The organism is Treponema medium (assembly GCF_017161265.1).
In the GTDB taxonomy this organism is placed as follows: Bacteria; Spirochaetota; Spirochaetia; order Treponematales; family Treponemataceae; genus Treponema; species Treponema medium.
Map to the genome: position 1 here is coordinate 1,306,544 of NZ_CP031393.1, position 14,099 is coordinate 1,320,642.

The following is a 14,099-nucleotide window of genomic DNA, read 5'->3' on the forward strand; positions in this document are numbered from 1 at the left end:
CTTAGCCCCAGAATTTGTCTTCTGCCGATTGTTGTTCGGCAAAAGTCCATACTTCTTGTATCTTGCCATTTTCTATTTTGAATAAATCGATACCAGGATCATTTAGCTTATCCGCACCTCTCTCCGCTAGGGAAACAACACTTGCAGCAACAAAACACTCGTTACTCGCAGCCCAATTGGTAATAACTTTAAATGTACTGCCGCTCCTTTTTGCAAATTCTCCTAAACGCTCACCCAATGCTTGTTTCCCTATGATCGTACCTGAAAGCGAACTTTCGCCTCCCATGTGCCATACAACAGTGTCGGCCATTGTTGCAAAAGCTCCCGCAAAATCGCCCTTTTCCAGTGCATCTCGATAAGCATCAAAGACCTTCATTACTTCATGTTTCATAACATTCCTCCAGTAAATATTTAGAAGTGGTTCTCACTTCTTTAAGTATCATTATAGTCTTTAGTCTTGATTTTGTAAGTACGAACATTTATAATACATAGTATCAAAAATAATACTGATGAAGGATTTTTCATGATGTCGATGTATGATAAGTGTCCCTTCGCTACTACTCAAAGAGTATTGCAAGGAAAATGGGCGATTATAATTTTGTATCATCTGAGTACGGGCACAAAAAGGTTTAATGAACTCGAAAGATTAATGCCCACAACAACTCGAACTGTTTTAACAAGACAGCTCCGTCAGCTTGAAAAAGATAAACTAATCGACCGCAAAGTCTTTGCCGAAGTTCCGCCTCATGTTGAATACTCTTTGAGTAAATTGGGAACTCAGTTTCGAAAAGTATTAGACGAGATTGAGATTTTTGGTTTGAATTATATCGCCGAATTAAATAAAATACAAAAAGGAAAAAGCGAGTAGAATTTTTCTCGATATATTATTTTTTATAGTGAAATCTATTTATGGAATCATTTTCAATCTATAGAAGGTTGAAATATCAAATTCCCGCAGATAGGTCTTTTGATAATTGTTTATAAGTGGCCTTGGTTGTCAACCTGATATTCGCTTAACCTGCATTTGTGGCTTTGCCGTCGCATATAGCGGCGGCAAGTTGGCGCGAAAGTTGCATAAAAAAGCGGAGCTGCTCAAGGGGCGAGGCGCCATAAGCAATTTCCATAGCAATGTCAGGTTAAAGCGGGTGTTAGGTTATCTGTTTTTTAATTCTGGATAATTTGATATATCACTTTGCAAGAACAAGTAAGGTATTAATACTAATATTATATAGGTTATAACAAAAGAAATACAATAAAATAGAATGCTAATTTTACCCCAGATTATATTTAGTTTATTAATGTGTATTATTTTATTAGTTAATAATAAGCTCCATGAAAATGTCACAATAAAAGAAAATAATAATGTTATTTTCGATGTTGAAATATTTGCACCTGATACTGGGTTACAATAGTTATTGTTACTCGCTTTATTTACCATACAAAAATACACACGATTCATCGGAGGCATCTTTTCCTCATATAATTGAATTAATTGTATGAAATTGGTAATCCAGTAGTAATATCCTTTACATGACCAATACCAGAATATAGACACAAGTAATCCGATAGATAGAATTATTATTTTTTCGAAATTTAATTCTGTTTTTTCCACAATGCTGTAGTATCCAACAAAAATCGCCCCAACTGCAACATAAAAAAAAGTCATCCATTTATTGAAATTATCATAATGAAAATTTCTCGCTTTGATTAATAAATGATATTGTTTTTCATTGTCCATATTTTTACTCCTCTCGATATAATAACAATATTTACAAACTAATACTTATAATTTTAATTACATCAATATGCATATTATCTGAATAAATATTTTCTCTTGCCCGCTTTTAGGCGGGAGAATTTAACATTGTTTTAAACCGCATTTGCGGCTCCGTCTGCAATGTCAGGTTGAAGCGGGTGTTAGACCGAATTTCTACATATAGAAATCAAACTCTCCAAACTTTTCGACAAACTCAATTATTGTATTTATTATTTCAATGTCTTTATATTTTCTAAGGAAACATACTTCCGTTTTATCATAGTAGATTAAGATCATAGAAGCAAAATATCTAATCATTTCGGTATGCTTGGTATTACTAATTATACTTTTCAATATATCTGATTTATTTTTTATACAACTTATTATTGCTTCAATAGATTCACCAAGACTACCTCTTATTATTCCAGTATCTTCATCAATAAGTGATAACAACTTAACTGTCATTTCTTCATCAAATTCTGAAATTTGTAATTTTGCGTATTCAGAAGTTGTAGGTAAGATCTTTTCTCCAACATAAAAAATATCACCATGCCATGGAATATGTGCAATATAATAGATTAGTTGATCAGAAATGAACTCTATAGATTTATTCTTTAAATAATCAATAAAGTTGTCCCAAGTTTCTTTATTATTTATATAATTCCTAAATAACGAGCACATTCCAATAAAATGTTCATCAACATAATTTGATTGAAAAAAGCTTATACTATCAGTGGCTGTTAGTTTTGGTGTTTTTCCAATCATTAACGGGAAAAATAAGTCCTGATAATTTTCTTCTAATAATGTATTACTTCTATTAATACTAAATGCAATATTTTTATGAGTAGGATTTAATTTTAGATATTCCTTGATATTAATCCAATAAGCCTCTTTTTTTTCAACATTATATACTAAACCATAAACAGGCAATGAGTACTTAGACCAGTACTCGTAATGATTTTCAACAGGTATGTTTGCGGTTCTATTTTTTTTATTTATATAAGAAGATCCAGACTTAATTTGAAAGGCAATGCTAATATTTATTGGTTCTTCATCTTTGAAAAACTCAATAATACAGTCAATTCCAAAATCATTTTCTTGTTCAATTTTATGAAAAATTGAGCCATTATCTTCAACTATTCCTTTTAAGAAATTAATACCCTTTTTTGCTGTAATTGAAGTTTTTTTTAATTTTGGCATTATTTTCTCCTGTCAAAGGCGCCGGTCTAACATCCACTTAATCTGGATTGCATAGCAATGTCAGGTTGAAGCGGGTATTAGACGTTTTTTTTTGTTATGAAAAACTATAGTTATTCATAACACTTTTTAGATTATCGAATTTTTCCATATTTCAATAATCTTTCGACATCCTTTCTTATTTTTTCATAGTCACAATTATCATATTCGTTCTTTTTAAATACTAAATGGGGAACCTCGTCTTGTCCCGGTGATATTCTGTATAAACTTATCATTGCATAATCATCCATTAAAATAACAGCCATAGTTGTATATAAATTTTGTGTGTAAATTTCTAATTTATGATACCTATTTATAGACTCTTTCTTCAGTTCCTTAATAAAATCATTAATTTTATTTATGTAATAATCTCCTTCATGATCATTTTTCCTTGTTAACACAGAAATTGAGTCCGCCGCATCGGGGTCCAATAAAATAAATCTTGTCGTTTTATAACTTTGATTAAATCTTTTTCTGAATAATTCAACATTATTAGCAAAAAATCTTTTACCGTCATTCATTACTACTGTAACGGTTTCGCTTTCGATAAAATTCTCTTCATAAGTATCGTTTTTTAGTGGAAACCCTGATTCAAAACCTTCTAATCCTTTTTTTTCAAGTCTATCCAAAAAAGGAAGATTTTTCTCAAGCAAAGTCCGTAATGTTTCCTCAAAATGATTTCTTTCAAAAATACTTATTATAATTGTGAACAAAGCAGCCGTAATTATAGAATAAGCAATTGATTTGCATATCTCAATAGCAATTGGATCCTGTATATAATTATAGGTAATATATAATAAGATCGCACTTACAATAATTAATATCAAAGCAAAAACAATTGTATTTAGTTTATAAGATTTTTTTACCTTCATCTTCATTTATCTCCTTATTATTTTCGCGGTAACGGACAAAATAACTATCGTTTTTTGTCTTTACTAGAATTTTATTTTTTCTCAGTATGAACAAAATTTTTCTTTCTCTTCTAGGCGCCGAAGGCGTCCGCCGCTCCGTTGAACGGGCGCGCAGCATCCGTTCAACACCCTTTCGACCTTTCCTCATAATATCATAAAAACTACGCATTTTCAATCTAAACTGACACCTCTCCAAGCAGCTTCATCTTTCTTCCATAATATCAATCGGAACAAATTATCAACAACCAGATTAGGCCTATCTTCACTAAACAAGCTAAAACAAATCACATTCGGTCGATAGGGCTTTGAACGCCTTGACCGCTGCGGTTGAGGACATGGGTGTAAACCATAGTGGTTGAAACATCGCTGTGACCGAGAAGTTCTTGGATAGTACGGATATCGTAACCAAATTCCAGTAGATGTGTTGCAAATGAATAGCGGAACATATGGTAGCCGATTGGTTTTGGAATTCTCGATCATAAAACAGCTTCGTGCAAGGTGCGTTGAATAATCGAAGGATCGATATGATGCCGCCCCTGCACACCTGTCTCTTTATTCTGCCATCGACGTTCTTGAGGAAACACTCACAGTCATCTCTAAGTTTTACCGGCATTAGGATATTTTTTTTCGCAAGGGAAGAGGGAAGATTACATTTTCTTTATATGTTTATTTATGCGTCGGAGATATGTTTATTCTTTTTCCACGTTATATAATCTTTTTTGACCTTCATAGCTTTTAGCTTATTCCATGCGTCTAAAGCATCTTCTCTTGTTGCATTTTTTTCATTTGCCAGATAATCACTTATAAAGTTATTAAATTTACAGGATGGAATTTGGGGTAGCTTTTCTTCTGTTTTGTTTAGCCGAATATATTCACAAATGACATCATTATACGTTATTTTTTCACCATGGGACAGTTTATTTTCAATCCATCGATTAAGCCAATATTTTGCCCCTGATTTCGGTTGTAATCCCGGCATCCGTTTATCCATCTCACTATGTATGAATTCCCATGTTGCTTTTTTGTTGCTAAAATTTTCAACATAAGTATGACTATTCAATATGTCTCTATTCCGGCTTTTTCTCCGATAACTATTCTTTTTATTTACTGTTCCGGTTTCCAAAAAATGAATAATCATCTTTTCAAGCTGATCCTTTCGTATTTTTAAATCAAAAGGAATTTCAAGCGATTTTGCTAATGCTTTGAGTTCACTCATGTACCAATATTTATTCTCGAATTCTTGTATTGTCATAGAGTCTTTTGCTTATGTGGCGTGATTATTGTATGACTATATGCATTAACGGTTATCATACTATCATCAATACTGATATCCTGATTTCTGTGCGCATCGCGTCCGACTAACACTCCATTACTGCGCTGTAACTTCTGCGGTGATCGGTTCCGTCAAGGAACGTATCTTTTCGGCGGTCAACGGTATGTTGATCATTTCGGAGGGAATCATGCGGGCAATCCGTTTTGTTGCAAGCACCGTGTTTCCCGATTTTACCGATACGATTGAGTTTTGGTAGATGGCATCCACCCGCATAAAGAGATTCACTCCGTCGGACATTTGCGTCAACACCTTGCGCGGCATCACATAGCGGATACCTTTGCCGGGCGTACAGGGAACGGAAGCCGAATCGGTCAGCGCACCGAGCGCGTATAGCCCTGCGTGTTTACCGGCGATTCTGCTTTCCCGTGTTACAAAATCGACGATGTCGTGTACATGCAGCACATTACCGCAGGCGAATATTCCCGGTATCTCTGTTTGCATCGCGCTGTCAACCATTGGCCCGTTGGTAATCGGGTCGAGTGTGACACCGGCTTTTACCGAAAGTTCGTTTTCGGGGATCAGACCTACCGAAAGGAGCAGCGTGTCGCAGGGATAATATGTTTGCGTGCCCTCGATTTCGTTAAAGTGCGAATTGATTTGCGAAACGGTAACCCCTTCCAGCCGATTCTTTCCGTGGATAAAGCTGATATTATGACTTAACAAAAGCGGGATACCGTAGTCCTCCAAACATTGGGCAATATTCCGGTTGAGCCCGCTCGAAAACGGCATAATCTCTACGACAGCTTTTACCTTTGCACCTTCGAGCGTCATGCGCCGCGCCATAATCAATCCGATGTCGCCGGAGCCGTAAATGACAACCTCGTGCCCCATGCGGCAGCCTTCCATGTTCATCATCCGCTGCGCCATGCCCGCAGTATATACACCCGCCGGACGGTACCCTTTTACGGCAATCGCGCCCGCAGTGCGTTCGCGGCAACCCATCGCAAGCACAACGGCTCCGGCCTGTATGGTTTTAAGCCCGTCCGTCCCTGCCGCAGTGATAAGCCGCTCCGGCGAAATATCGAGTACCATTGTATTCAGCATTATCTGAATATCCGTTTGCGCAGTCTGCATAATAAAACGCTGCGCATATTCCGGCCCGGTCAGTTCTTCTTTAAATTCATGCAAGCCGAAGCCGGCGTGGATACATTGATTGAGGATGCCGCCCAATTCACGGTCGCGTTCGATAATCAGAATTTTTTTTACGCCGGTTTCCCGCGCGGCGAGGGCTGCTGCCAAACCTGCGGGGCCGCCCCCGATCACTACAACATCATATTTCATCATGTTCTTTTTCCGTTTAATCAACCTGTTCGGAACCTTCCGTTTCTGAACAGGTTATCTTGAATGCTTTGGGGAATTATCACTGCGGATTTCACTCTCTGCGGTGTTCTTTAACCTTCCCAATACGATCTCCGTACCCCTGTCCGATTTGGCGATGTCTTCCATCGGCAGCTGTAATTCCCTGCTGAGGATTTCCAAAACGCGCGGCGTACAAAAGCCTCCTTGACAGCGTCCGGTTCCGGGACGTACCCGCCGCTTAACACCGTCAACGGTACGCGCTCCGGCAGGAAGGCGGATCGCTTCAACGATTTCCGCCTCCGTTACCGTTTCGCAGCGGCAGATAATCCGTCCGTAGAGCGGATTTTCCGCAATCAGGGTCGCCCGCTCTTCGTTGGAAAGGGCAGAAAACTGACGGATACCCTTCCGTGCACTAACAACGTGCGGTTTTTTTATTAGCTCCGCTCCTGCATACTGCAAAAGCTCCGCAACGTATTCTGCAATTGCCGGCGCCGAGCTCAATCCGGGAGATTCGATGCCTCCGGCGTGGATAAATCCCTTTGCATGCTTTGAAGCGTAGATCATAAAGTCGCCGGTACTCGGACGGGCGCGCACGCCGGTAAAAGTGCGGATGGTTTTTCGGAAGTCGAGCGCCGGTACCGATTTTTTTGCGGAACTATCAATCTTGTTCAGACCGGTAAGCGTTGTCGAAGTATCCTCGCGGTCGTCAACGTCCTGTGCCGTCGGCCCTGCCAAAAGGTTGTTATCATAGGTAGGGGTTACCAGAACGCCCTTGCCCATTTTGGTCGGCGCCTGAAAGATAACGTGATGTACCAGATCGCCGCATACCTTATCCAACACACGGTACTCACCTTTGCGAGGATTGATAGTGTAATCGTAATCGCCGATCATCGCGGCAATCTTATCCGCGTACAGTCCTGCGGCGTTGATAACATATCGCGTAGTAAAAACTCCCTGCGATGTCGTTACGGAAAAGGTATGTTCTTGCGCCGACGTTTGTGCAGTTACAGCGTGAACGGCGGTATCCTGTGTTGGCGCGTGTTGAATATCCTCATCTATTTTTTGTATGCCGGTTACCGCGGCATCGCATATCAGCTCAACGCCGTTTTCTACCGCATTTTCGATAAAGGCATACGTCATTCCAAAGGGACACACGATACCGGCAGTCCCGCAAAACAGCGCCCCCTTCGTTTCGGAGGAAAGGTTCGGCTCTTCCGCTAAGGTCTTTTCCCGATTCCAAATCTCAAGCTCCGGCACGCCGTTTGCAATGCCCCGTTCATAGAGCATTTTGATTGCTTCCATATCTTCATCTGAAAAGGCGACAACCAACGAACCTATCTGTTTAAAATGAAACTGAAGCTGCGGCGCAAGGCGGCGGATCAACTCGTTTCCGCGTACATTGAGGCGGGCTTTTAATGTGCCCGGTTTTGCATCAAAGCCTCCGTGCACGATAGCGCTGTTTGCCTTGGAGGAACCTTCGCAAATCTCCGAATGCTTTTCGAGCAATGCAACGCTCAGCCGGTACTGCGACAGTTCCCGCGCAATAGCACACCCGACAACACCCCCTCCGATTATAATCACATCATACATGAGTTAGTCTTCCCAATCCATGGCGCGTGTTATCGCCTTTTGCCAACCGGCATAGCGCTGTGTCCGCGCCGCTTCATCCATTTGAGCATTAAATACGCGGTCTACTGCCCAGTTGCGTTTAATTTCTTCCATATCTTTCCAAAAGCCGACTGCCAGTCCCGCCAAGTATGCGGCGCCAAGCGCGGTTGTTTCCAGCACCTGAGGGCGATGTACCGGTACATTCAAAATATCGGCTTGGAACTGCATCAAAAAATTATTGACCGCCGCGCCTCCATCTACTTTCAGCGCCTTGAGCGTGATGCCGGAATCTTTTTCCATTGCGGAAAGGACATCCCGTGTCCCGTATGCAATCGACTCAAGGGTGGCGCGGACAATGTGTTCACGCTTGGTACCGCGGCTTAAACCCACAATCGCACCCCGCGCATACATATCCCAATACGGAGCGCCGAGGCCGGTAAAGGCGGGCACAACGTATACGCCGTTGGTATCTTCTACCCGCTCTGCGTAATACTCCGTTTCTGCAGCGTCGTACACCAGCCGGAGTTGATCCCGCAGCCATTGTACGGCAGCTCCCGCTACGAAGATGCTTCCTTCAAGCGCGTAAGTTACCGTGTCCCCGATGCCCCATGCGATTGTCGTTAACAGTCCGTTCTGCGAGATAATCGGCGCAGTGCCGGTGTTCATCAGCATAAAGCAGCCGGTACCGTAAGTGTTTTTCGCCATGCCCGCTTCAAAGCACGCCTGTCCGAACAGCGCCGCCTGCTGATCTCCCGCAGCTCCTGCAATGGGGATATCAGCGCCGCCGAAGGTGCGTTCATCGGTTTTGCCGTACACGCAGCTCGACGGTTTTACCTCCGGCAGCATCGAACGCGGAATATTCAGTTCCGTCAGAATTTCATCATCCCATTGCAGGGTGTTGATATTGAACAGCATGGTGCGGGATGCATTGCTGTAGTCGGTAACGTGTACCTTGCCGCGGGTTAAATTCCAGATGAGCCACGTGTCGATATTCCCGAATAACAGCTCGCCCCGTTCCGCCCGCTCGCGTGCTCCCGCTACATTATCGAGTATCCATTTTATTTTCGTGCCGGAAAAATAGGCGTCGACAATCAGGCCTGTCTTTTTCCGTATCGTATCCGTCCATCCCTTTGTTTTAAGTTCATCGCAGATGGAAGCGGTACGGCGGCATTGCCACACAATCGCATTGTACACGGGCTTTCCGGTATTCTTATCCCACACGACGGTGGTTTCGCGCTGGTTGGTAATCCCGATTGCCGCAACCTCATCGGGGCGCGTTCCGGTTTCTTCCAATACTTGCCGGGCAACACCGCTCTGTGTTCCCCAAATTTCCATGGCATCGTGTTCCACCCATCCGGACTTGGGGAAAATCTGGGTGAATTCCTGTTGTGCAGTAGCGATAATCATACCGGCTTTATCAAATAAAATAGCACGGGAACTGGTTGTTCCCTGATCGAATGATAAAATATACTTTTTCATACTATAATACTATAAGTCGGTTTCGGTAATTATGCAAGTTCAAGGTTGCATACCAGCCTTACCGGATAAAAATGTTGCCCCCTCTTGACTTAAAGCCTTAATTTAATTTGTATATGTAGTAGACAGGAATGGATCGTTCGGAGTGTTAAAACAAAGGTTTTAGATTTTTTAGCATTTCCTGTACAAGTCTGAATGGAGGTTGTTATGAACGAATTTAACGGCGTAGCTGATACAATGCTGATACCGATGGCTGCGCGAATTTATGCGTCTAAACATTTTCCTGAATATTTTTATGATGAAACAGCTTTGTCGTTGGAATCAAAAATTCCGGCAGGAACATTTGAGCGGATTTGGAAATCGTCGTCCGAATATACGATGCTGGCTTCGGTGGCTCGCTATTATAATTTTGACGAGATGATAAAAAATTTTTATGCCAAGCATGAAAAATGTAATATCATTAATCTTGGAGCCGGATTGGAAACTGCCGCGTTTAGATTACCTGAAATCAAAGCTCCGTTTTACGAAATTGACTTACCCGAAGTAATAGCATTGCGTAAAAATATTTTGAATACAAGAGAAAACGAAACGCTGATCGATGCAGATATTTTTAAGCTGGAGTGGACGGATGGTGTTGACACTTCTATTCCGTCTTTGCTGATTGTATCCGGCGTCTTTCAGTATTTCCGCGAAGAAAAAGTGCTGGCTTTTTTATCGGCGATTAAGGAGTTCTTCCCGAAGGGTGAATTAATTTTTGATGCGACAAATGCAATCGGTATAAAATATGCCAATAAATATGTACAAAAAACAGGCAATACGTCGGCGCAGATGTATTTTTATGTTGATAACGGTTCTGCCTTTGCGCAAAAATGCGGTATGGAGCTGATAGAGCAGCGGACTTTTTATACCACCGCGCGCAAGATGCTGAAACGTAAATTAAAACTGTATACCCGTATCGCGATGAAAGTGTGCGATGATGGTGGCAGAACTATTATTTTGCAGTTAAAATTGAATTGAGCGAATACGGTAATTATTTCCTTATAGAATAAGCCGATAAATTTGCCATTTTAGGGGTGCCCATAAACTTTAGCTTTCCTCTTGTTCAATTAGAAAAAGTATGAGATAATAAGAAGCAAATGGCTGTTAGTGTAAGACTCCCGGATATTTTGCGCACTTATGCTCTGCGTTTTAATAGTCCATTTGTTGGGATTAGTGAATTAACCGATTATTTACGAAAGTATGCTCAAAGAAATATAGCCGAAAAGCCGGATGTTGCTTCTTTCATTGATATATCGGAAACAAGATTGTTAACGGAACTGGAAGCTCTTGAGTCGGAAGGAAAAGTAGAGCTCATTGACGATAAACGGAAGGGTAAAGTTGTCTTTGTTCCATTCTATTTCCTCGATAAGGTAGCCCGTCAATATGAGACGATTCGTGAAAAGCCGGAATTGCCTTTTCCGCTTGCCAGTGCAATACCCCAGAATTTTTCCAAACGCTTTCTTCGTTATATTAGGATCAATACCGATTTCACCGAACTGCAGCCGGAAGTAGAAAACGATACCTTTCTGTATCAACTTATGTTCCCGGATGACACTCCTCCGCTTATCTTTCCGGGAAATTTTTCTACCGATCAGATGCTTGATCTTGCGATTGCAAAATTACGGTTCTTCTTTCAGAAGGATGAATTACGGGATTTTATTCAAAAGAAGTTGATAACGGCCAACCCCGGAAAAGAGTATTCAATTAGAAAATTTATTCTTACGATTCAAGCCCATTCTTCCGAAGCCATGTATACATTGAAAAAATCAGGCGATGTATATTTGTATTGGAGCTATCTTTGCTCGGTTGTAAAACAGGAATTTTCAAAGAAAACTGAAAAACTGAGTGATGAAATCACCATTTTGCAAGCTATCTTTATTATTGAATACCTAAATAACTATTACCGGAATAAAACACAGCAAGCACTTCAACGGGAAACTGCATTAAAGAATCTTGATTTGGCGCTCCAAAAACCTCCATATTATTTTAATAAGGCTGCCATTGTTAATTTTAAAGATTCTCGCGGAGTGCCGCTGCTTGGGCAATATAGTCAAGAGGATCTTGAAGAATATATACGGGGAAAAACCAGTTCGGACGGTGATAGTAATTTACCTGATCTTCTCAGTTTTAAAACTCCCGATGGGGAGCGATACTACATCATGCTGGATAAAACGGTACCGTTGATTATCTCGCTGGTAAACGATAACCGAAAAAAATTGCGAGATGTTTGCTTAAAGAAATGGTATCAACAGCTGATACGCTTTGAACAAACCGAAGCAATGCACACCGATTCGGCATTTAACCAATTACTCAAAACCTTATGTGCGGAATACGTACCGATATTGTATGCCTTACTAGGCGCCCCGTTTATTCCAATGCTTTCAGCCGATAAACGTATTACGGAACATCAAGCTGCGGAAATTCGGAGAATATTTTCCCGTGACCGGTTATTATCCTATACCGATTTATTTATGATGAATAGGCAAGAGCTTTTAACGGATGCAAAAATTCTGTTGCCTTTTTGGTATACGATTCCTATTATATCTTCTATTATTGCTTTCTTTATGCGTCCAAGGAAGTCGCGTCATACCACTCGGACAGGAAATTCTAAGACCGGATCTTTGCCGCAGCAACCGGGAACCACTAATAAAAAAGTTTCACCGCGGGAAATTGCGAGCGAACTGCAGGCTGAATTTATTCCTGCAAATAAAAGTCTACAGGATTGTATTATTGAACAGCTCGATCTGTGGAATACGATCATCGATCCGGTAATTAGAAAGCAAAATACTGAGGATGTTAACTCCTTCATCAGAGATCAAGTAAAGATAGCGCACAGGACGCAATCTTTCTTAAAATTAACTTCCGATCGTATTCGCAATCTGGCAGATGCAATTGTCAGTACGCCCGGTTTGGCAAAAGTAAAAAATAAAGGAGCATTAAGGCTTTATACGGAATACTATATTTTATGGCTTGTGTTACATTCTGTGTAATGAGAAATGCATAAGTCTGATGTCGTTTCAGTAGTTGAATTTACCTAAACAGGAAAAAAATGCATATCCTCTATTCGATAGCGTTCTTTTTTTGTATCTTAACAATATCTGAATAGATAATTACCGGCTAGCCGGCAAACAACGTGTTTCGAATTTTATGGAGGAAATTGGTATGGCTATACTACACTTAAATCAGGAAAATTTTGATAAGACAATCAATGATGCTGAAACGGCATTGGTAGATTTTTGGGCGCCGTGGTGCGGGCCTTGTAAGATGCTTGGTCCCGTTTTTGAAGAAGCAGAAAAGGAAGTTAATGGAAAAGCCGTTCTTGCGAAGGTCAATGTAGACGAACAGCAAGACCTTGCAGTAAGATTCGGTGTTACCAGTATTCCGACGCTCATCCTTTTCAAAAAGGGAAAAGAAGTTAAACGCTCTCTCGGATTTATTGATAAAGCCAAGATACTGGCATTGCTCTAACCAAGCAGGCAATCACCATACCCCGATGCAAAGTCGGGGTATTTTCCTCTCCACATCAATCAACACCCCAGACGCAGAGTGTTGCCGAGAAACGATGGGTATATTAGACCCTCGCACGAATAAGAAAATATTTTAGAACATGCCGACCGGTCGAGCAGTTTTGTCCTGCCGAACTGCCGGTCTTTAGATTCCCGCCTTATATACCCGTTTTAACGAAAGCGTTTTTTTTGTTTCCAATGATATCCTTGCAATAATGCCGCAGAATAGCGCTTCTCCGGTTTCCGGTATGTTGAAGGTTTGCGGGGTAAGGGTGAGGCTTCGAGCTACAGCAGCCTCAATAGAGCTGCCGATGATTGAATGGAATGCTCCTATCATACCTGCATCGGTAATGTAGCCGGTACCTCCTGTGAGGATACGTTCATCGGCGGTTTGCGTATGGGTATGAGAGCCGAATACACAGGAAACACGCCCGTCAAGATAATACGCGAGCGCCTCTTTTTCCTGTACCGATTCCGCATGAAAATCAACCATAACTATGCCGTCAGCCTGTTCCGTTAATAAACGGTCAGCCGTTTGGAAGGGACAATCGATTGGGCGCATGTTTTCTCTTCCTTGGATATTCAGTACCGTCAACGTCCCCTGCGGTTTACGCACGGTGATGATACCGCTGCCCGGCGCAAGCGGGTAGTTTGCAGGGCGCAGTATCCGTGGTTCCTGTCCGAAACCGGCTCGCAAGTCAAACCGCTCCATACTGTGATTCCCGCCGGTAATAACATCAACTCCGGCAGCAAATAACCGCGCGGCTTGTTCCAATTCTATGCCGGAGCCTTTCGCCGCATTTTCTCCGTTTACGATTATAAAATCAAGTTTTTCAGCTTTAATCAGCTCCGGTATCACTCGTACTGCAATATCGACGCCGAGTGTTCCGCAGATATCTCCGCCGAAAAAAAGAGTCAGTTCATCACCCATTATG

General features: G+C 41.4%; 13 protein-coding genes and 1 pseudogene. 4 read left to right on the forward strand and 10 right to left on the reverse strand.

The annotated features are described in order from the left end of the window. Window position 1: 1 nt before the first annotated feature. On the reverse strand, window positions 2–391 hold the full coding sequence (locus DWB79_RS05860; protein ID WP_016523119.1) for a nuclear transport factor 2 family protein: 390 nt from the start codon (window positions 389–391) through the stop codon (window positions 2–4). 132 nt (window positions 392–523) lie between these two features. Between DWB79_RS05860 and DWB79_RS05865 the strand changes: the two genes are divergently transcribed. Next, window positions 524–868 (forward strand): winged helix-turn-helix transcriptional regulator, encoded by a 345-nt coding sequence (locus DWB79_RS05865; RefSeq protein WP_016523120.1) that lies wholly within the window; start codon window positions 524–526, stop codon window positions 866–868. A gap of 285 nt (window positions 869–1,153) precedes the next feature. On the opposite strand, the gene DWB79_RS05870 is transcribed toward DWB79_RS05865, so the two are convergent. From DWB79_RS05870 to glpK, 8 genes and pseudogenes are all read right to left on the reverse strand, one after another. Further along, a complete protein-coding gene (locus DWB79_RS05870; RefSeq protein ID WP_016523121.1) occupies window positions 1,154–1,738 on the reverse strand; it encodes a RipA family octameric membrane protein in 585 nt (194 codons plus the stop codon). A 192-nt stretch (window positions 1,739–1,930) separates the two neighbouring features. Then, entirely contained in the window at window positions 1,931–2,956 is a 1,026-nt protein-coding gene (locus tag DWB79_RS05875; protein ID WP_016523122.1) for a DUF4365 domain-containing protein, read from the reverse strand. A gap of 131 nt (window positions 2,957–3,087) precedes the next feature. Beyond that, on the reverse strand, window positions 3,088–3,864 hold the full coding sequence (locus DWB79_RS05880; RefSeq protein ID WP_016523123.1) for a hypothetical protein: 777 nt from the start codon (window positions 3,862–3,864) through the stop codon (window positions 3,088–3,090). A gap of 323 nt (window positions 3,865–4,187) precedes the next feature. Further along, window positions 4,188–4,487: pseudogene (locus tag DWB79_RS12180) on the reverse strand (tyrosine-type recombinase/integrase); the annotation flags it as partial. 86 nt (window positions 4,488–4,573) lie between these two features. Next, window positions 4,574–5,155, reverse strand: coding sequence for an SAP domain-containing protein (locus DWB79_RS05890; protein WP_016523124.1), 582 nt, complete (start codon window positions 5,153–5,155; stop codon window positions 4,574–4,576). Window positions 5,156–5,272: 117 nt separating this feature from the next. Beyond that, a complete protein-coding gene (locus DWB79_RS05895; protein ID WP_016523125.1) occupies window positions 5,273–6,520 on the reverse strand; it encodes an NAD(P)/FAD-dependent oxidoreductase in 1,248 nt (415 codons plus the stop codon). 51 nt (window positions 6,521–6,571) lie between these two features. Then, a complete protein-coding gene (locus DWB79_RS05900) occupies window positions 6,572–8,125 on the reverse strand; it encodes an NAD(P)/FAD-dependent oxidoreductase (protein WP_016523126.1) in 1,554 nt (517 codons plus the stop codon). Between the two features lie 3 nt (window positions 8,126–8,128). Further along, window positions 8,129–9,622, reverse strand: a complete 1,494-nt coding sequence (glpK, locus tag DWB79_RS05905; RefSeq protein ID WP_016523127.1) for a glycerol kinase GlpK — start codon at window positions 9,620–9,622, stop codon at window positions 8,129–8,131. Between the two features lie 204 nt (window positions 9,623–9,826). Between glpK and DWB79_RS05910 the strand changes: the two genes are divergently transcribed. The 3 genes from DWB79_RS05910 to trxA all read left to right on the forward strand — a co-directional run bounded on the left by DWB79_RS05910 (window position 9,827) and on the right by trxA (window position 13,126). Further along, a complete protein-coding gene (locus DWB79_RS05910; protein ID WP_016523128.1) occupies window positions 9,827–10,636 on the forward strand; it encodes a class I SAM-dependent methyltransferase in 810 nt (269 codons plus the stop codon). Between the two features lie 119 nt (window positions 10,637–10,755). Next, window positions 10,756–12,648, forward strand: coding sequence for a hypothetical protein (locus DWB79_RS05915; RefSeq protein WP_016523129.1), 1,893 nt, complete (start codon window positions 10,756–10,758; stop codon window positions 12,646–12,648). A gap of 172 nt (window positions 12,649–12,820) precedes the next feature. Next, entirely contained in the window at window positions 12,821–13,126 is a 306-nt protein-coding gene (gene trxA / locus DWB79_RS05920) for a thioredoxin (protein WP_016523130.1), read from the forward strand. Between the two features lie 183 nt (window positions 13,127–13,309). On the opposite strand, the gene DWB79_RS05925 is transcribed toward trxA, so the two are convergent. Further along, window positions 13,310–14,095, reverse strand: coding sequence for a TIGR00282 family metallophosphoesterase (locus DWB79_RS05925; protein ID WP_016523131.1), 786 nt, complete (start codon window positions 14,093–14,095; stop codon window positions 13,310–13,312). Window positions 14,096–14,099 lie beyond the last annotated feature (4 nt).

What these genes read in the sequence shown, in the direction of transcription:
- DWB79_RS05860 (WP_016523119.1), bottom strand. Translation starts at nt 391, where the DNA reads ATGAAACATGAAGTAATGAAGGTCTTTGATGCTTATCGAGATGCACTG.
- DWB79_RS05865 (WP_016523120.1), top strand. Translation starts at nt 524, where the DNA reads ATGATGTCGATGTATGATAAGTGTCCCTTCGCTACTACTCAAAGAGTA.
- DWB79_RS05870 (WP_016523121.1), bottom strand. Translation starts at nt 1,738, where the DNA reads ATGGACAATGAAAAACAATATCATTTATTAATCAAAGCGAGAAATTTT.
- DWB79_RS05875 (WP_016523122.1), bottom strand. Translation starts at nt 2,956, where the DNA reads ATGCCAAAATTAAAAAAAACTTCAATTACAGCAAAAAAGGGTATTAAT.
- DWB79_RS05880 (WP_016523123.1), bottom strand. Translation starts at nt 3,864, where the DNA reads ATGAAGGTAAAAAAATCTTATAAACTAAATACAATTGTTTTTGCTTTG.
- DWB79_RS05890 (WP_016523124.1), bottom strand. Translation starts at nt 5,155, where the DNA reads ATGACAATACAAGAATTCGAGAATAAATATTGGTACATGAGTGAACTC.
- DWB79_RS05895 (WP_016523125.1), bottom strand. Translation starts at nt 6,520, where the DNA reads ATGATGAAATATGATGTTGTAGTGATCGGGGGCGGCCCCGCAGGTTTG.
- DWB79_RS05900 (WP_016523126.1), bottom strand. Translation starts at nt 8,125, where the DNA reads ATGTATGATGTGATTATAATCGGAGGGGGTGTTGTCGGGTGTGCTATT.
- glpK (WP_016523127.1), bottom strand. Translation starts at nt 9,622, where the DNA reads ATGAAAAAGTATATTTTATCATTCGATCAGGGAACAACCAGTTCCCGT.
- DWB79_RS05910 (WP_016523128.1), top strand. Translation starts at nt 9,827, where the DNA reads ATGAACGAATTTAACGGCGTAGCTGATACAATGCTGATACCGATGGCT.
- DWB79_RS05915 (WP_016523129.1), top strand. Translation starts at nt 10,756, where the DNA reads ATGGCTGTTAGTGTAAGACTCCCGGATATTTTGCGCACTTATGCTCTG.
- trxA (WP_016523130.1), top strand. Translation starts at nt 12,821, where the DNA reads ATGGCTATACTACACTTAAATCAGGAAAATTTTGATAAGACAATCAAT.
- DWB79_RS05925 (WP_016523131.1), bottom strand. Translation starts at nt 14,095, where the DNA reads ATGGGTGATGAACTGACTCTTTTTTTCGGCGGAGATATCTGCGGAACA.